The organism is Oceanobacillus luteolus, assembly GCF_042678205.1.
In the GTDB taxonomy this organism is placed as follows: domain Bacteria; phylum Bacillota; class Bacilli; order Bacillales; family Amphibacillaceae; genus Oceanobacillus; species Oceanobacillus luteolus.
Genome location: NZ_JBHUDE010000005.1, coordinates 15331 through 32822, shown reverse-complemented (window position 1 = coordinate 32822; position 17492 = coordinate 15331). Strand labels below are relative to the sequence as shown.

General features: G+C 41.8%; 18 protein-coding genes. 3 read left to right on the top strand and 15 right to left on the bottom strand.

Annotated features, from left to right (window positions below):
- Position 1 precedes the first annotated feature (1 nt).
- From ACFSBH_RS00690 to ACFSBH_RS00670, 5 genes are all read right to left on the bottom strand, one after another.
- Positions 2–880: an osmoprotectant ABC transporter substrate-binding protein gene (locus ACFSBH_RS00690; RefSeq protein WP_251514139.1), complete on the bottom strand. Its 879-nt coding sequence runs from the start codon at positions 878–880 to the stop codon at positions 2–4.
- Positions 881–934: 54 nt separating this feature from the next.
- Positions 935–1582 (bottom strand): ABC transporter permease, encoded by a 648-nt coding sequence (locus ACFSBH_RS00685; RefSeq protein WP_251514040.1) that lies wholly within the window; start codon positions 1580–1582, stop codon positions 935–937.
- A 13-nt stretch (positions 1583–1595) separates the two neighbouring features.
- Complete coding sequence (locus ACFSBH_RS00680) at positions 1596–2759, bottom strand: betaine/proline/choline family ABC transporter ATP-binding protein (RefSeq protein ID WP_251514038.1); 1164 nt, start codon at positions 2757–2759, stop codon at positions 1596–1598.
- A 224-nt stretch (positions 2760–2983) separates the two neighbouring features.
- Entirely contained in the window at positions 2984–4321 is a 1338-nt protein-coding gene (locus ACFSBH_RS00675; protein WP_251514037.1) for an MFS transporter, read from the bottom strand.
- Between the two features lie 154 nt (positions 4322–4475).
- Positions 4476–5213, bottom strand: coding sequence for an SDR family NAD(P)-dependent oxidoreductase (locus ACFSBH_RS00670; protein WP_379595566.1), 738 nt, complete (start codon positions 5211–5213; stop codon positions 4476–4478).
- 114 nt (positions 5214–5327) lie between these two features.
- Between ACFSBH_RS00670 and ACFSBH_RS00665 the strand changes: the two genes are divergently transcribed.
- Both ACFSBH_RS00665 and ACFSBH_RS00660 read left to right on the top strand, forming a co-directional pair.
- A complete protein-coding gene (locus tag ACFSBH_RS00665; RefSeq protein WP_379595564.1) occupies positions 5328–6104 on the top strand; it encodes an ABC transporter substrate-binding protein in 777 nt (258 codons plus the stop codon).
- A 248-nt stretch (positions 6105–6352) separates the two neighbouring features.
- Positions 6353–7699, top strand: coding sequence for a cyclic 2,3-diphosphoglycerate synthase (locus ACFSBH_RS00660; protein WP_251514034.1), 1347 nt, complete (start codon positions 6353–6355; stop codon positions 7697–7699).
- 77 nt (positions 7700–7776) lie between these two features.
- On the opposite strand, the gene dhaM is transcribed toward ACFSBH_RS00660, so the two are convergent.
- The 5 genes from dhaM to nagA form a co-directional block, all read right to left on the bottom strand.
- Entirely contained in the window at positions 7777–8154 is a 378-nt protein-coding gene (gene dhaM / locus ACFSBH_RS00655) for a dihydroxyacetone kinase phosphoryl donor subunit DhaM (RefSeq protein WP_251514033.1), read from the bottom strand.
- A gap of 5 nt (positions 8155–8159) precedes the next feature.
- Positions 8160–8780, bottom strand: a complete 621-nt coding sequence (dhaL, locus tag ACFSBH_RS00650; RefSeq protein WP_251514032.1) for a dihydroxyacetone kinase subunit DhaL — start codon at positions 8778–8780, stop codon at positions 8160–8162.
- 15 nt (positions 8781–8795) lie between these two features.
- A complete protein-coding gene (gene dhaK, locus ACFSBH_RS00645) occupies positions 8796–9791 on the bottom strand; it encodes a dihydroxyacetone kinase subunit DhaK (protein WP_379595561.1) in 996 nt (331 codons plus the stop codon).
- Between the two features lie 112 nt (positions 9792–9903).
- A complete protein-coding gene (locus tag ACFSBH_RS00640; RefSeq protein WP_251514030.1) occupies positions 9904–10293 on the bottom strand; it encodes a hypothetical protein in 390 nt (129 codons plus the stop codon).
- 36 nt (positions 10294–10329) lie between these two features.
- On the bottom strand, positions 10330–11502 hold the full coding sequence (nagA, locus tag ACFSBH_RS00635; RefSeq protein ID WP_251514029.1) for an N-acetylglucosamine-6-phosphate deacetylase: 1173 nt from the start codon (positions 11500–11502) through the stop codon (positions 10330–10332).
- 115 nt (positions 11503–11617) lie between these two features.
- Between nagA and ACFSBH_RS00630 the strand changes: the two genes are divergently transcribed.
- Complete coding sequence (locus ACFSBH_RS00630) at positions 11618–12343, top strand: GntR family transcriptional regulator (RefSeq protein WP_379595558.1); 726 nt, start codon at positions 11618–11620, stop codon at positions 12341–12343.
- A gap of 199 nt (positions 12344–12542) precedes the next feature.
- Here ACFSBH_RS00630 and ACFSBH_RS00625 read toward each other — a convergent pair whose 3' ends face one another.
- From ACFSBH_RS00625 to ACFSBH_RS00605, 5 genes are all read right to left on the bottom strand, one after another.
- The gene (locus ACFSBH_RS00625; protein ID WP_251514027.1) at positions 12543–13439 is read right to left on the bottom strand and encodes a DUF7916 family protein; all 897 of its coding nucleotides are present in this window, start codon (positions 13437–13439) and stop codon (positions 12543–12545) included.
- Positions 13440–13497: 58 nt separating this feature from the next.
- Positions 13498–14952 carry an N-acetylglucosamine-specific PTS transporter subunit IIBC gene (gene nagE, locus ACFSBH_RS00620; protein WP_251514025.1) on the bottom strand — a complete coding sequence of 485 codons (1455 nt, stop codon included), beginning with the start codon at positions 14950–14952 and terminating at the stop codon, positions 13498–13500.
- 214 nt (positions 14953–15166) lie between these two features.
- Positions 15167–15898 carry an SIS domain-containing protein gene (locus ACFSBH_RS00615; RefSeq protein ID WP_251514024.1) on the bottom strand — a complete coding sequence of 244 codons (732 nt, stop codon included), beginning with the start codon at positions 15896–15898 and terminating at the stop codon, positions 15167–15169.
- A gap of 19 nt (positions 15899–15917) precedes the next feature.
- Entirely contained in the window at positions 15918–16397 is a 480-nt protein-coding gene (locus ACFSBH_RS00610) for a PTS sugar transporter subunit IIA (RefSeq protein ID WP_251514023.1), read from the bottom strand.
- A 97-nt stretch (positions 16398–16494) separates the two neighbouring features.
- Positions 16495–17385 (bottom strand): LysR family transcriptional regulator, encoded by an 891-nt coding sequence (locus ACFSBH_RS00605; RefSeq protein ID WP_251514022.1) that lies wholly within the window; start codon positions 17383–17385, stop codon positions 16495–16497.
- Between the last annotated feature and the right edge of the window lie 107 nt (positions 17386–17492).

Below are 17492 nucleotides of genomic sequence, written 5' to 3'. Positions count from 1 at the left end.
CTTACTGACCCTCCTTCACGTCTTCAAAATAATTATTTTCCTTTAAGAAGTCCTCTGCAACTTTTCGAGGATTGATGAGTAAAACATCTGCTTGGTAATTCAACTCTTGCATTTGTTCGGTTGAGATTTGTCCGTGTAGACGATTCATAATATCTGCAATTTCCGGATAAAGTTCCAATGTTTCATTTCGAACAACGGGAGATGCGTCGTAAGGAGGGAAGAAGCGGCGATCATCTTCTAATACTTTTAGATCGAATTCTTTGATTCTACCATCTGAAGAATAGGCAAGCACTACATCCATACTGCCTGTCGCCGCAGCTTGATAAACGAGTCCCAGATTCATCGGATACACTTCTCCAAACTCAAAGTACATCTCCTGGAATCCGTCATATCCGTCTCCTTTTCTGTTAACCCACGCATTATCTACACCGAATCGTAACTCATCTGCAAACGGCTCCAAGTCAGAAATCGTCTCAATATTATTTTCCTCAGCAAATTCATTAGTAATCGCAATGGAATAACTATTATCAAACCCGTAAGTCGGTCCCCATGTTTGGTCAAATTGTTCCTGGAATTCCTTTTCAACAATTTCTAGAGCCTCATCCGGATCCGTCACCGGTTCCATCCCGAGCGCCCCGGACAAATCAGTTCCTGTATATCTTGTTGCCGTAATATCAAGGTCACCTTGCACCATTCCTTGATGCTGAACGATGGAAGAACCAAGGTGAGTAACAAGCTCTGTATCTGCACCGATATCCCTTTCAATGAGGATAGCTAACATCTCCGCTAATATATGGGATTCCGATTGAACAAGCGTTCCAATTTTCACTGTATTGGCGGCTGATCCTGTCAATCCAGGTAACGAACATCCCGAAAGCATCAATAATAAAGCAATTAGTATAATTCCCTTTCTCAAAACATTTCACCTCCAACATTATGCAGCTGTTTTATAGGATTCTCTCAATCCTTTAGGCGTCATTTTAGTTTCCAAAACAGCAAGTAACCGATCTGCGATAACCGCAAGAATCGTTGCTGGAATTGTTCCAGCTAAAATCAAGTCCGGTCGATATAAATTCAATCCATCAAAAATAAAATCACCAAGTCCACCGCCACCAATAAAGGCTGCTAGTGTCGCCCAACCAATCAAGTACACGGTAGACAAGCGAATACCCGCCATAATAACAGGAAGCGCTAATGGGAATTCCATTTTTATAATGGATTGCCAGGTATTCATTCCCATACCTTTTCCGGCTTCAACTATCCCTTTGTCCACATCTCTCACTCCGACATACGTATTCCGTAAAATCGGCAGTAACGAATAGAAGAATAAAGCAATGATTGCAGGCAATTTTCCAACCCCTAAGAATGGGATGAAAAATGCTAGAATCGCTAAACTCGGGATAGTTTGCAGAACTCCGACAAGGGAGATAAACCGATCCGCAAACTTCGGTACCCTGGACAACGCTATTCCCAGTGGCACAGCCACAATGATTCCTAATAAAATAGCTGCCAGTGAAATATATAAATGTTCCCCAGTTTTGTAGATTAAGTCACTACCATGGGCAGCAAAAAACTCTGTCATTTACATCCACCTCCTACAGTGCACGAAGCTTTGGCTTTTCGTCTTCCAATTCCATTCCATCGCCCCAAATCGTGTCATACAATAGATTCGCCAAAGCTGCACGAGTGACGATTCCTGTCAAACGATTTTCTTCGTCTACAACCGGTACAAATTTCGCACCACGACGAAGTATCTTGTGAACTGTATCACGTAATAAGCTGTCTTCCGTAACAGCAAACAAATCTGTTTCCATTACTTTTTCAACTGTAGTTGCTTTTTTATAGTTCAAGTTCACCATTTCAATATCGATATATCCCTGTAGCTTACGATTCGAGTCAATGACAAGCAGTGCATCGACTTTTTTGTCCTTCATCGTAGCCAGAGCAGTTTTTAATGTGGCTTGTGGTTCAATCGTCACTGGAGAGCCACCGGTGATTTGTCCAACTGTAACAACATCAGGACGGCCTTGAATGAGACGTTCTTTTCCTAGGAATTCTTCGACAAACTCATTCGCCGGGTTTCTTAAGATTTCTTCCGGTGTGTCTGCTTGGACAATTTCCCCGTCACGCATAATGACGATTCGATCCGCAAGCTTCAACGCTTCATCCATATCATGGGTGACGAACACAATCGTTTTTCCTAATTCACGTTGCAATTTTTTGAACTCATCTTGAAGCGAGTCCCTTGTGATCGGGTCTAGTGCTCCAAATGGTTCGTCCATGAGAATCAATGGTGGGTTAGCAGCTAACGCACGTAATACCCCAATTCGCTGTTGTTGTCCCCCACTCAGTTCATGTGGATATTTATCGAGGTAATCTTCCGGTAAGTCAACAAGTTTAATCAGTTCTTTTGCCCGTGCATCTTTTTCTTCCTTCGACCATTTGAGAAGGGTACCGACAAGTACGATATTTTCCTTGATCGTCATATGTGGCATCAGCCCGATTTGCTGGATGACATAACCAATGGAGCGGCGAAGCTCTACCGGATTTTGCTTCATAATATCTTTTCCATTTATTAAAATCTGTCCTTCTGATATATCAATCAACCGGTTCACCATTTTCATCGTCGTTGTTTTCCCACAACCACTAGGACCGATAAAACAAACAAATTCTCCTTTTTCTATTTTTAAATTTAAGCTGTTAACAGCAGGTCTACCTTGGCTGCTGTAGCGTTTTGTAACATTTTTAAATTCCAACAAAACAACGCACCTCCGACAATTTTCATGTTTTCTGAAATCACTTCTTAAGTATAGCTTAGATTGCTTGCTAACTAAACTCAATTTAAACTTTATATAACGTGTTTAATACGTACAATTTTTATTTTATAAAGTGTATAGCGTTGTTTTTCTTACAATTGCTTCGTTTTTCGTCGGATTACTGATGATTAGACATAAAAAAGAAGCATGAAACTGAAAAATACGTTTCATGCTTCTTTATTTCTCCTTGTTACATAGAGCATTCCTGGAAACAGGAGGGCTGCAATAAATAGGAGCACCATTGTCATCGTCATCATATTTTGATTGCCCATACCTGTGGCAAAAGCAATTCCATAAAGACTGGAAGCAAGAATATTTCCAATGAATCTCGATGTCATCAACAGACCTGAGGCAATTCCGCTGTCTGCTTTATCAATGAACGTAAACAACAGATTTTGTAAACCGATATTCTGGATTCCATTGCTGATCCCTATGATAGCAAGAACTAAGCCAACTAAGAAGAGTGATGAATTGCCTTTTACCATAAACATCATGAGTACGCCGATTATCCCTACCCCCACACTGACTAGAAGAGGAATCCGGAATCCCGAACGTTCCATCCACCTCGTTGCAATTGGAGTCATCACCATTGCAAATATCGACAACGAGAGCATGACCAATCCTGCTGTTCTCGACGTTGTTCCGATTGCACTCTGTAAGAATGTTGGAAAGCTGAGTAATACCGCGAAGAAAATGACCGTCGAGAGAATGTATTGTCCAAATATAAGCGTAATATTTAAATTTGAACGGAAAAAGTTTACATTTATAAAAGGATTTTCCCTTTTCTTTTCATGCATATAGAATACAACCGTAACAATAATCGAGAGAGTCAACGTACCTATTTGTACTTCCTGCTCCAATCCTAGTAAAAATATCATCCAAGCAATAATCGTCAAACTGAATAATAGGATTCCAAAGATATCCCATGAATGATCCTTCCCACTGGATTGCTCGTCTTTCGGAATATATCGTAACGTCAAGAAGATTCCCAATGCCAGAATGGGCAGATTCACATAAAAAATGACTGGCCAGCCCCCAAATTGAATTAGCAACCCACCAATAGTAGGTCCGAAAGCAGCCGAGGTCGTGGCAAATACAGCTAATGTTCCAATGACTCGATTTTGTTTATGTTGGATCACATTCCGGATAATGCCTACCCCTGCCGGGAATAAGGCGGATGTACCAATGGCTTGTATGCCGCGCATAATCAATAATACAATCATCGTATTTGATAATGGAGCCAGGATAGAGGAAACTACGACGAGAAGGAGTCCAATCACAAATATTAACCTTCTGCCGTAACTGTCGCTTAATTTTCCAATTAATGGGGTGAATATGGCGCTGATAATAAAGTAAGAAGCGATCAGCCAAGATATATCAGTAGCGTTCAATTGAAAATCCTGCTGGATGGCAGGTAGAGCGACGGTAATCATCGTCGTGTTTAAAGGATTCAAGATAACCCCTAAGGATACTGCTAGTACAATTAATTTTTCATGTTTGCTCACCGTCTAAAACTCCTTTTATGTAGTAAATCATCCTATACTATCTTAACACAGCCCAAATGAGTATAGTTTAAATGCTTTTATCTATATAAGCAGAAGTTTTATAACACATATTATAACCCTCCCTGTTTAAGTCAGAGAGGGTTCAGAGATGAACTTATTGGGCAGTGTATCCACCATCGACGATCAACGAGTTTCCAGTCATAAAGGAAGAGTCATCACTTGCCAAGAATAGTGCTGCTTTAGCCATTTCCTCAGGTTGTCCTAAACGTTTCATCGGCGTTGCATTCGTCAAGAATTCCCTGTCCGTATCGCCTAAAATCGGTGTTTCAATAAAACCAGGACAAAGAGCGTTGACACGGATGTTTCTTTCAGCATATTCAAGACCAAGGGAACGGGTAAGGTTAATCACTCCACCTTTCGCTGCGTTATAGGCTGCACTTCCCGGAGAACCTACCCAACCATACATCGAAGCTGTGTTGACTATGACACCGCCACCGTTTTGCAAAAACTCTTTGATCGCAAACTGGGCATTTAAAAAGACCGCATCCAAGTCCACTTCTACCGTTCTTCTCCATTCAGCATACGTTAACTCTTCGGTTGGTTTCACACTTCCGATTCCCGCGTTATTGAAAAGTATATCCACCTTGCCAAACTGGGACTTCGCTGTGTCGAATACGTTTTGCACATCCGCCTCATTCGTCACATCGGCTTTGACAAACACTGCATCGCCACCCTGCCCTTTTAATTCTTCAATAAAACGATCACCTAGCTCCTGATTCATATCGACAAGTACCAGCTTTGCCCCTTCTGCTGCAAAAAGTGTCGCAGAGGCCGCTCCAATTCCTGAGACCCCTCCTGTAATAACGGCTACCTTGTCTTGTAATTTACCCATACCCATTCCTCCTGTATAATGTTTTTAAGCCTCATGTAAAGGTTTACAGTTTTATAGCATCAGTGTTATTCTGCTATTCCATCGCATGATTTATTCTAGTCAGGGGGGGTTTATATGGGGATTCGAGATCATCTTGGACGGATAGTTCCACTGGACGAACCACCAAAGCGGATTATTTCACTAGTTCCTGCAATAACGGAAACGATGTATCACATTGGATTGGAAAAGGAAATTGTCGGCCGGACGAGATTTTGTAAATTTCCTGAGGATAAAGTGAAAAGCGCCATTAATATTGGCGGAACAAAAGATATAAAGCTGGATAGGATCCACGAACTGAAGCCAGATCTCATTATTGCTGAAAAAGAAGAGAATACGAAGGAAATTGTAGAAACACTAGAACAGCATTACCCGGTTTTCGTGTTTGAAGTTCAGCATTTCAATGATGTGTTCCGGATGCTGAATGACTTGGGGCGCTTAACGGGTCGAGAAGAAAATGCGGCAACTCTCAGCAAACAAATTAAAGTTGCATTTAAAAACCTGCCACATGCTAGTGGAAAAAGAGTGGCCTACGTCATTTGGAAAAAGCCATATATGGTGGTCGGAAAAAATACATACATAAATTCACTGATTGAGGAAATGGGTTTTATCAATCCTTTTACAGAAACAGAAGGCAGATATCCAGTAGTGACGGATTTGGATTTCAAACAGGCAGAGCTTGAGGAAGTTTTCCTGGCTACAGAACCATACCCATTCCGGGACGACCATCTGGATGAATTCCGTGAGATGCTACCAGATGTAAAAATTAGAATCGTCGACGGAGAAATGTTCTGGTATGGCGCAAAAATGGTGGAAGCAGCTACCTATTTTAAGACTTTTGGAGACAGAGGTTGAATTTGAGCCTCTGTCCTTCCCAACCACTCTTCATTACCCATCCTTGCTGCAACCCACCTTAATCTCCTTTTATTGGAGATTATAAGACACCGATTCTATCAAATAAAGTTCTTCCACACTTTCTCTGAATCTACATATTATATAAGTAGAAAGTTTTATCAAAATTATTTATATTTAACCCTTGCATAATTATACATCGTAGAGTATAATTATAATCAATTCTTAGAAACGCATAGGAGCTGATGCAAATGGAAACTAAAAACGTGATTATCATTGGTGCAGCTGGTCGAGACTTTCATAATTTCAACACGTATTATCGTGATAATGATGCATATAACGTCGTTGCATTCACTGCAGCGCAAATTCCTGATATAGATGGACGTAAATATCCGAGTGAACTTGCTGGAAGCTTATATCCAGAGGGGATTCCAATTTATTCCCAAGATGAGCTTCCTCAATTAATTAAAGAACTAGATGTCGATGAATGTGTCTTCGCATTCAGTGATATCAGCTATGAAGATTTGATGGGAATCAGTGCAGTTGTGAATGCTGCTGGTGCAGATTTCAAATTACTTGGACCGAACAGTACGATGTTAAAAAGTAACAAACCGGTCATTTCCGTTACAGCCGTACGTACTGGGACAGGAAAAAGCCAAACTTCCCGTAAAATCATTGAAACGTTGCTTAAGCAAAACTTAAAAGTCGTTGCTGTACGTCACCCGATGCCTTACGGTGACTTGAATGCACAGCGTGTACAACGTTTCGCGACTGTCGACGACTTGAAAAAACATGATTGTACAATCGAGGAAATGGAAGAGTATGAGCCACATGTGACAAGAGGTAATATTGTATATGCAGGTGTCGATTATGCAGATATTTTAAAAGCTGCGGAAAATGATCCAGATGGCTGTGATGTCATTCTTTGGGATGGTGGAAACAATGACTTCTCTTTCTATGAGCCAGACCTCGCAATTACCGTACTTGACCCGCACCGTCCAGGTCATGAACTGAAATATTATCCTGGTGAAGTTTGTTTGAGAACGACAGACGTGTCCATCATAAACAAAGTGGATAGTGCTCCGGAAGAAGCAGTTGCAACAGTGGAAAATAATATAAAAGCTGCAGCCCCTGATAGCAAAATCATCAAGGCTGAATCGACGATTACTGTTGATAAACCAGAATTGATTACAGGTAAAAAAGTTTTAGTTGTAGAAGATGGCCCGACACTTACACACGGAGAGATGAAAATCGGCGCAGGTTCTGTTGCTGCAGAACGTCTTGGAGCTTCAGAAATTGTAGATCCTAGCCCATATTTAGTCGGAACATTGAAAGAAACATTCAAAACTTACCCTCATATTGAAAAAGTGCTTCCTGCAATGGGATATGGGGAACAGCAACTGAAAGATTTAGAGGAGACCATCAATAATACGGACTGTGATGCAGTGATTATTGGTACACCAATCGACTTGACTCGTGTCATCAATATCAACAAACCTACTACTCGTGTGTTCTATGATCTAGACGAGGTGGAAGGGCCGAACTTGGAGAGCATCTTAAAAGAGTTTATCGAAAAACATCACTTACAGTTTGCATAACTAAAAAATCACACGTACCCAGGGGGCGTGTGATTTTTAAATTGTTTAAACTTACTTTTCAAAGTGAAATGAGCTTCTCATATCTGACTTGCATTCTCAGCAGCCTTGACCACTTCTTCTATTGATTTTCCCATCCCTGCTTCCACTGCTGCTACAAAAGCACCTTCCAATATAGGAGCTTCCACCACTTTCAAATTATCGTGTTCACTTATTTCAACAGCAATTTCCGCATTCATTTTCGCACTGCCGATATCATAAAAAATAAGCACACCTTGTTCATTGTACACTTCTTCGACTGCCTGTTGAATTTTATCAATGCTTGTCCCGATGGAATCTTCTTCAGTACCACCGGCAAGTGCAACAGACACATTCGGCACCATTTGACTGATGATATCTTTAATGCCTGCCACCACTTTAGAACTGTGGGAAACGAGCACAATCCCTACCTTGCTCATAACGTTCAAACACTCTCCTTCACTACATCAGACAAAGAAGAAAAAATATAATACGAGGAGACCGACCCCGGATCCAAATGCCCGATGGAACGTTCTCTCAAATAGGCAGCCCGTCCTTTTTTAGCTTCAAGTTCTTTCGTTGACTCCATAGCAAGCTTGGCCGTTTCCTCAAATCTGACAGAATCGAAGTCATCTTGCTCCTTCAGTTGCTCCAGTAATGTCTCCCAAACATCTACAAGTGTCTTCTCTCCTTTTTCTGCCTTTCCCCGCTGTTTTATTCCTTGAAGGGCTTCCTCCATCGCATGAACGAATTGAGGATAATCAACCGAATCACTATCCTTTAAAGCCATGGACATCTTCAAAAATGCTGTCCCATACAATGGGCCCGATGCGCCTCCGACTTTTGATAATAGAGTCATAGAAATATCCTTTAACAGGTCAGACACATTGCTATAATCTGATGCTGAAATCTTTCCAATTACTTCTTGGAATCCACGAGCCATATTAATTCCATGGTCCCCATCGCCAATCGCTTGGTCTAAAGATGTTAAATAGGTTTTATTTTGTTGTATTTTGTCATTAGCCTTTTCCATCCAATCTAATATATGAGCCACATCTAATTTCATCATTGCACCTCCATTTCAACGACGAAATGCTGGAGCTTTGGATTCAGCATCCAATAGGGTTTTTAGTTCTTGGTCCAATCTTAAAAGCGTTACAGAACAACCGGCCATTTCCAGAGAAGTCATATATTCTCCAACGAATGTATCATAAATGGTAATTCCTTTATCAGATAGTAATTGATTCACTTTTTTATTTACGATAAATAGCTCCATCTCTGGAGTTCCACCTAACCCATTAACCATCACTGCAACTTCCTCGCCACTTTTCAGACCTAAATCAGCAATCACCTTTTCAGTGAGTTCAACAGCGATTTCATCAGCAGTTGTAATTTCTTTCCGTTCAATTCCAGGTTCTCCGTGGATACCAATGCCAATTTCCATTTCATTTTCTTTTAGTTCAAAACTAGGCGTTCCTGCAGCCGGCACGATACATGGCGTGAGCGCCATCCCGATGGAACTTACATTTTGGATGGTCTTCTCAGCCACCGCTTGAACTTCCTCTAAAGAGGCACCTTGTGCAGCCTTTGCTCCAGCAATCTTATGCACGAAAACTGTACCCGCTATCCCGCGTCGTCCGGTTGTAAAAGAACTATCCTCCACCGCAACATCATCATTGACAACTACTTGCTTCACATTAATGCCTTCCGCTTCTGCAAGCTCAGCAGCCATCTCGAAATTCATGATGTCACCGGTATAGTTTTTAATGACCAATAACACACCAGCACCATTATCAACGGCTTTAATTCCTTCAAATACTTGATCTGGAGTTGGAGATGTAAACACTTCACCTGCTACTGCCGCATCAAGCATCCCTTCACCGACATATCCTGCATGTGCTGGTTCATGTCCACTCCCTCCACCACTGACAATTCCAACCTTATTCGTAACAGGGGCATCCTTTCTAGCAATGACTGTTGTACCAGGCAAACGTTTTACATCATTTGGATATGCTGCGACGAAGCCATCCAACATATCCTGTACAGCTGAATTTGGATCATTGATAATTTTCTTCACGAATATTCCCCTCCTAATATAGATGGATATTGCAATACTATAGTCTCTATATCTATTGTATTATAATTATATGAATAATCCCACAAATTAAGCTGGTGGAGAATATAGAGCATCAACGGAAGTGTTTAGGCCTGCTTTCCAGTAACCCTCTATAACTCTCTCGATAGTGCCATAGTAATACTCCTTCAAGAACGGTAATAAGGATTGCCAGGAGAAGTAGATCAGCATCTACAAAAATATGAAAAGCTAATATATTGACGATAATTCCTGCTAAAATCAGTAACATCAATGGCACATACCTTCGTATCAACAAAAATATCCCCGCTACAATTTCGACGCCTTTTTCTAATGCAAGAAAGTAACCAGAGCCTAGAAACTCCATTGCTGCCGGACTGGTGGGAGCCAGTGGTTCAAAACCAAATAATACGAGATATCCATTTAATCCGGCACCAAGAAAAATAATACCTAAAACAATTTCAGCAAGACGCATGCCCATACGCATTGTCATCCCCCCTGGATGAGTTTAATTTTTTACCCATCAACCCTCATAAGCAATAACGCCACGACAAATCGTAAATTTGATATTGAAACCATCATCAACAATAACCAAATCCGCATCTTTACCTTTTGCAATACTGCCTTTCCGATCAAACATGCCAACCTGTTTAGCTGGATTGACCGAGGCCATCCGGATAATGTCATGCCAACCTACGCCATCCAATTCAAGCATAAGTTTGGCGGCTGCATCCATCGTTAAAATACTTCCTGCAAGTGTCCCATCTTCCAATACAGCACGATCCTCCGTCACTTCAACCGGCTGGCCTCCGAGCTCATAGTCACCTGGTTCAAGCCCTTTCGCCCGCATCGCATCTGTTATCAAAATTAGACGATCACTTCCCATCTGGTTATAGATGATTTGAAGCATTTCTTTCGTAACATGGATGCCGTCTGCGATGAGTTCCGCAGATAACTCTTTCAATAAAAATCCAGCACCGACTGCCCCAACATCACGGTGGTGGATGCCATTCATCGCATTACAGAGGTGCGTCAATTGCCGAACACCATGCCTGACCGCTTGCTTCATTTCATGGAAACCAACATCGGTATGACCAGCAGATACGATGACACCCGATTCATTCAAAGCTTGAATAAAACTACCGTCTGTATCATGCTCCGGTGCAAGGGTAATCGTTCTAATATTATTTCCCGAGAGCCGCTGCCACTCATTGAAGAGTTGAAGATCCGGCTGCATGATGAATTCCTTCGGCTGCGCACCCGCTTTTGACTTCTCAACAAAAGGACCTTCAAGATGTACCCCAGCCACTTCCGCTTGACCAGGTGTATTCTCGTAACTTACTATATTCGTCAATGCTTGCTCAATATTATCCGGAGATTGGGTAATTGTTGTTGCAAGGAATGCAGTAGTACCCTCCTTGGGTAAAAATTGGGCCATCGTCTGTAATGCTTCGTGCGTACTGTCCATCACGTCGGCGCCGTTTGCTCCATGGATATGGCTGTCGATGAACCCTGGAATAACGTTTAGATTTTCTGCATCGATGATATGAGCCTCATTCAACATCTCACTCGACAGTTCACCTTCATCAATAATTTCCTTGATTTGTCCGTTTTCCACATAGAGATTGGCTCGGTTAAGAACCTGATTTTCCAAGTAGATTGTTGCGTTTTTTATAAGAAGTGCTGATTTTTTCATGATTGTTCATCCTTTCGAGCAAAGTCGTTCTCATACTTGTCTATACATCAGTACATCTATACATGTGTAATTTTGTTTGGTACAATGGTTGTAAGATGAAAAAAGGCGGGGTTACATGATTGACAAAAATTCACCGATTCCAATTTATTATCAGCTGGAATTGCAAATTAGACAATTCATTGAATCAGAACAGCTACAGCCGGGAGATATTTTACCGTCAGAACGTGAATTCACTGAGAAGTATAATATTAGCCGGATGACTGTAAGGCAAGCGATTAATAACCTCGTAAGTGAAGGATTATTATACCGTCAAAAAGGTAAAGGCACCTTTATAGCTGAACAGAAATTTGAACAAGATCTCTCTGGTCTGACAAGTTTCAGTGAAGATATGAAAAACCGCGGGTTTACCCCATCCAATAAATTACTTCACTTTCAAACAATCACAGGAAACGAACAAATTGCAGCTATTTTAAAAATAAGTGAAGAAGATGCTGTCTATGAAATTAAAAGAATCCGGATGGCAAATGATGAACCAGTTGCCCTTGAAACTGTCTACACTCCACAAAGAATAGTTGAAGATATGACAGAGCAAGACATCTCCACGTCTTTTTATCAACACTTGGAAAATAACTTGCAACTGCAAATCGCCTATGGAAAGCAAAGCATTGAAGCGGCACTCGCAAATGAAGAGGAAATCAAGCAACTGCGCATCAAAAAAGGTAACCCGATTCTTTTAATGAAACGCACAAGCTTCCTTCAAGACGATACACCGATCGAGTATGTAAAGTCCGCTTACCGGGCCGATAAATATAAATTCAATTTGCAAATGAAACGGGAGTAAATGTACTCCCGTTTATCTTTTCCACGTCCAGCTTCAGCGAAGCATCTGCATGTACTCTCTTCATGAATTTACATCTAAGGACTACATCGTGTGGCTTTGCGAGTGCCGCTTCACTGACTTAACTTGCAACACGACGAGCACTACGACTACCGGACTTGCTAGACCTCCGTACTTAAACGGGCGCTTCCTCTTTTGCATATCAGCGGAAAATGGAAGATGCCATGCGAAAATACGTATGCCTTTTTCCGCGGATGGCTATGGAATAATCCATAATCCGCTCTGGAATAGCCATCCCATACATGCCGGCATCACCAATATGATGCACATCTGCACCAGCCATTTTATTATACAACGCGATTTGCTGGATTGTTTCCCTCTCTGCTCCCTCTTGGCTCGTTCCGATTGAAGTCAGTGCCATTGCTCCAAGAGAGTGGACTTCCTCCACAAGACTTGCTGTTTTCTCTAACGTCGTTCCCGGAACTGTTCCGACTCCCGGCAGCAGGACAATATCCGCTCCAGCCTCCACAAAATTCCGCACTGTTTCTTTATCAGTTAATTTCTCATCGATCCCCGCGCCATGCATCTTGCCGGCGATAATAAGCAATCCCGCTTCTTTCGCAAGTTGAATCGATGCTAAAATCTCCTGATTTGTCACACCTGTTTTCGGGTTGCCGGTCAAGCAGACAAAATCCGCCCCCAATGCTTTTAGCTTTCTTAATGATTTGGCAGTTGCCCGTCTCCCTTCCGGCAATACATCGAGCGTTTCCAATCGTCTTGCACTAGAATCCACCGGCTCCAGATTCACTCCAACTGGACGGCCGATCATTTTCTTTAATGTTTGAATGCTATCTTCTATATTCTCAATTTCCAACCCCTCTATACTCGGTTTCTCCACATCCAACACATTCAGCAAAATCATATCCGCTCCAAAAGCCGCAGCATATTCCGCATTGGTGATACCTGGATACAGCGGCTGAGCATGACACATGACTTCGGCAATAAGCGTACGGCCCTCGGATGCTTTAATCGATTGTAACAGTTGGTCCTTATCCAAGTTTGCAAAATCGGATGCGGTTGAGCTGATTAGTCGTTTCATGTGCACCTCCATGGAAGAAAGGCTAGTATTCTAAAAAGCAGAATGCTAGCCTCTATGATTAGTTTTCTTTTCTAATTTTCTTCACTTCATCCGCAACTGCTTGCACTTGTGTACCTACGATGACTTGGACATTATTTTTTCCAATGACGTTTACTCCTGGTACACCTGTCGCTTTAATTTTTGCTTGGTCTACTAGTTCAGCATCTTTTACTTCCAATCTTAATCGGGTTGCACAGTTATCCACAGATAACACGTTATCATCCCCACCAAGTCCAGCATAGATTTCACGAGCCATGACGGCAAAACGATCATCCGATGCGGAACCAGATTGACTTGCTGCTGCCACTACCTCCTCATCATCTTCACGTCCTGGCGTTTTCATATCGAATTTAACGATCAAGAAACGGAACAGGAAGTAATAAACCACCGCAAATCCAAGTCCTTGCACGACGAGCATGAGCGGCATATTCGCTAGCGGCAAGCGTGAACTTAGGAAAAAGTCGATAAATCCTGCACTAAAACCAAAGCCCGCTGTCCAGCCAAAGGTAGAAGCAATGAACAGGGATAACCCCGTTAATGCAGCATGCACAACATAAAGGAATGGTGCTAAGAACATGAAGGAGAATTCAATCGGCTCGGTTACACCGGTTAAGAAAGAAGCGAATGCTGCTGCCATGAGTAAGGAAGCCGCTTGTTTTCTTCTTTTGCTTTTCGCAGTATGGTACATTGCTAAGCAAGCTGCCGGCAATCCGAACATCATGATTGGGAAAAACCCAGCTTGGTACATACCGGTAACACCTTTTTCCCCATTACCAGACCAGAAATTAGCAATATCATTAATTCCAGCTACGTCAAACCAAAACACAGAGTTCAGCGCATGATGCAGCCCAGTTGGAATCAGCAATCGGTTGAAAAACCCGTAAAGCCCAGCCCCAACAGAACCCATATTACTAATCGCTGTACCGAAGGAAACTAACCCACTATAAGCAATAGGCCATACAACCATCATTAATAATGAAATGACAAGCATGACAGCTGCCGTCACAATTGGCACACTCCTTCTTCCACTGAAGAAAGCGAGCGCATCCGGAAGCTTTGTTTTACTAAAGCGGTTGTACATCGCTGCAGCAATAAGACCAGAAATAATTCCGACAAAAACGTTTTCAATATTAGCAAACGCTGCATTGACACTATCCGCTTCAATTCCTTGGAACATTGCCATTTTATCAACAGAAAGCATGTTAGTTATAACTAAATAACCAACGAGACCAGCAAGCGCGGCGGCACCGTCTCTTTCTTTTGACATTCCAACTGCTACCCCAACTGCAAATATCGCAGGAAGGAAATCAAGTATCGAGCCTCCGGCTGCAATAAGGAAAGCCGCAGCAACGTTTTCGGAGCCCCACCCATCATGGTCGATCCAGTAGCCAATCCCCAAGAGGACTGCTGCTGCTGGCAAAACTGCTACAGGGAGCATTAGTGACCGACCAAGATTTTGTAAATACTTCAACATAATAATCATCCTTTTTTTAAAAAATTTGATGATATCGCAGCAAGCAACTTGTCTGATGATGATATACAACTATATGATAGCGCTACCAAATCACCAATAAAAATCCAGGCTCCCTCCTTTCTGTCCGTGTAAACAGATTTGGCAGCTATTAAACGAGGTAACTTGCTAATTCTATTTTACCAGATGCTAAGTATGGTTGTCTATACAACTATACTTATGTCTGGGATAGACGCAAATAATACTCTTTCATTAACTTTTTGTTACGCTCGTCAGCTTGATCGATATTACCACTCAATAAAACTGGAGGCTCCATCCCTTTCTCTGCTACATTCGCAATAGCTTGGGCAATTATACTATTGACAATTGCCGCTCCAATAACCGTTGAACTTGGTGCAAAAGGCACTGCTACTCCGTCATGCTTCAAGATAGCATCTCCTAGCGGAACATGGTTATCGATCTGCAAATCTACAACATCTTTCAAACATTTACCGCTCTCATGCCGCGAAGTCTGAGTTTCTGCATAGACACTGGAAGAGATTCCAATGATGTACGCATCTTTTTCCTTTGCAAGAAGTGCAACGTCGATTGGGACTGGGTTTCTTCCCGATGTAGAGACAACTATCATGATATCTCCTCTACGTATGGGCTGATTTTCCATAAACTTTTCCGCATACCCGCTTTTTCTCTCAAGCACAGAAGCACGTACTGCATCTTTATGGAGCATCACATCCTCATCAAAAATCGGATGGATCACAGCCAAGCCACCAGCTCGATAATATACCTCTTCTGCTAATATATGAGAGTGGCCGCAGCCAAATACATGAATAATTCCTTCCGATTGGATTGATGCAGCAATTTTTTCCGCAGCTTGGTTCATTGCTTGCATTTCTTTTGTTTCAACATGCTGCAACAGTTCGCTGATACGTTTAAAGTATGTGTGAATCATAGAATCCACCTTTCAGCTCTTATTTTACTGTAAGAAGCACCGTTTCTCCTGCCCGCGCTTCGGTTTCCTCTGCCACGGTCACCTGTTTATCATTGCTGTTTGTAATGATGACAGGGGTGATGATATCGGCAGCATTTTCTTTGATATATTCTAAATCCACATCCAATAACTGCTCGCCGACTTTTACTTGATCTCCAACACTCACTAAGGTCGTGAATCCTTTTCCGTTTAGGGATACCGTTTCCAACCCGATATGAATAAGAACTTCCGTACCGTCTTTCGTACGCATTCCAATCGCATGTTTTGACTCTGGAATCGTGACGATTTCTCCGTTCACTGGAGAGAAGACCTTTCCTTCTGAAGGAACAATAGCAATACCTTCACCCATCATTTTTTGGCTGAACACGGGGTCCGGAACATCCTTCAGGTTAACGACTTTTCCATTTAAAGGAGCATGAATTTCCACTCCATTTGATTTCTTGAATAATTTTTTTAGCATGGTTCGTTGACTCCTTTCTTTAAAAACTACCTTTAAAAATAGTTTAGCACTCCACATGTATACCTGTCTATACATTTAGATAGCAAGGTAACTTCTATCATTTATTAGTCGGGTTGATTTGTTGGACAAATTTTTCAGCAGCCGGAGATAACGGAACGGATTTTAAATTAACGATGCCAATCTCTCGACTAGGGATTGTCTCCTCCAATAGCACTTCATGAAGTATTCCCCTGTTTAAATATTCCTGTGAAAATTCACGCACAACACAAGAAATCCCTAGATTGCTCTTTGCAAAATCCATAAGCAAATCATAGGAACCCAACTCAAAAACAGGTGAAATCGCGTAACCTCTTTCCTCAAAAAATTCATCGACATATCTTCGGGAAATCGTATTCTTTTCAAATAGGATTAAAGGCAGCTGCATCAAATGATCAAAACTAACAGGTATCTTCGAGATGCGGCGATATTTTTCCCCACAAACAAAAATATCGTGGATTTTCATACACGGAATGACCCTGAACTGTTCATCCGCAATCGGCAAGTTACACACACCGACATCCGCTTCACGGGCTTTTATATAATCCAATATTTCCGGAGTCGTTCCATTTAATATCTTCAGTTTAATTCCGGGGAATCTCGCATGATACTCTTCTAAAAAAGGTAATAAAAAATACCGGGAAATCGTATCCCCAACCGCAATCCGTAATTCTCCCCTTCTCAGCCCCTTGAACGCTTGGATTTTGTCCTCCGCCACATCAATAATTCCGAGAGCCGAGCTTACATGTTCATGCAAAACTTTCCCCTCATTGGTTAAAACAGCGCCTTTTGGGGTACGATGGAAAAGCTGGACCTCCAATTCTTTTTCCAATCGTAAAATCGATTGACTGACAGCAGACTGAGTCATAAACAACTCTTTCGCCGCTTTGGAAAAACTTTTATTTTTACTGACGATATGAAAAACACGGTATAAATCCAATTGCCCCTTCATATTAACCCACCTAATACCTCTTATTATTATTATTAATTTTACTTATACCAGAGAATGAAGGTATAGTAAAGAAGGAGAAATCAAAAGTTAATGATACCTACATATAC

Bases quoted from the DNA above. Each gene is read 5' to 3' on its own strand.
- ACFSBH_RS00690 (WP_251514139.1), bottom strand. From the start codon at position 880: ATGCTTTCGGGATGTTCGTTACCTGGATTGACAGGATCAGCCGCCAAT.
- ACFSBH_RS00685 (WP_251514040.1), bottom strand. From the start codon at position 1,582: ATGACAGAGTTTTTTGCTGCCCATGGTAGTGACTTAATCTACAAAACT.
- ACFSBH_RS00670 (WP_379595566.1), bottom strand. From the start codon at position 5,213: ATGGGTAAATTACAAGACAAGGTAGCCGTTATTACAGGAGGGGTCTCA.
- ACFSBH_RS00665 (WP_379595564.1), top strand. From the start codon at position 5,328: ATGGGGATTCGAGATCATCTTGGACGGATAGTTCCACTGGACGAACCA.
- ACFSBH_RS00660 (WP_251514034.1), top strand. From the start codon at position 6,353: ATGGAAACTAAAAACGTGATTATCATTGGTGCAGCTGGTCGAGACTTT.
- dhaM (WP_251514033.1), bottom strand. From the start codon at position 8,154: ATGAGCAAGGTAGGGATTGTGCTCGTTTCCCACAGTTCTAAAGTGGTG.
- dhaL (WP_251514032.1), bottom strand. From the start codon at position 8,780: ATGAAATTAGATGTGGCTCATATATTAGATTGGATGGAAAAGGCTAAT.
- ACFSBH_RS00640 (WP_251514030.1), bottom strand. From the start codon at position 10,293: ATGCGTATGGGCATGCGTCTTGCTGAAATTGTTTTAGGTATTATTTTT.
- nagA (WP_251514029.1), bottom strand. From the start codon at position 11,502: ATGAAAAAATCAGCACTTCTTATAAAAAACGCAACAATCTACTTGGAA.
- ACFSBH_RS00630 (WP_379595558.1), top strand. From the start codon at position 11,618: ATGATTGACAAAAATTCACCGATTCCAATTTATTATCAGCTGGAATTG.
- ACFSBH_RS00625 (WP_251514027.1), bottom strand. From the start codon at position 13,439: ATGAAACGACTAATCAGCTCAACCGCATCCGATTTTGCAAACTTGGAT.
- nagE (WP_251514025.1), bottom strand. From the start codon at position 14,952: ATGTTGAAGTATTTACAAAATCTTGGTCGGTCACTAATGCTCCCTGTA.
- ACFSBH_RS00615 (WP_251514024.1), bottom strand. From the start codon at position 15,898: ATGATTCACACATACTTTAAACGTATCAGCGAACTGTTGCAGCATGTT.
- ACFSBH_RS00610 (WP_251514023.1), bottom strand. From the start codon at position 16,397: ATGCTAAAAAAATTATTCAAGAAATCAAATGGAGTGGAAATTCATGCT.
- ACFSBH_RS00605 (WP_251514022.1), bottom strand. From the start codon at position 17,385: ATGAAGGGGCAATTGGATTTATACCGTGTTTTTCATATCGTCAGTAAA.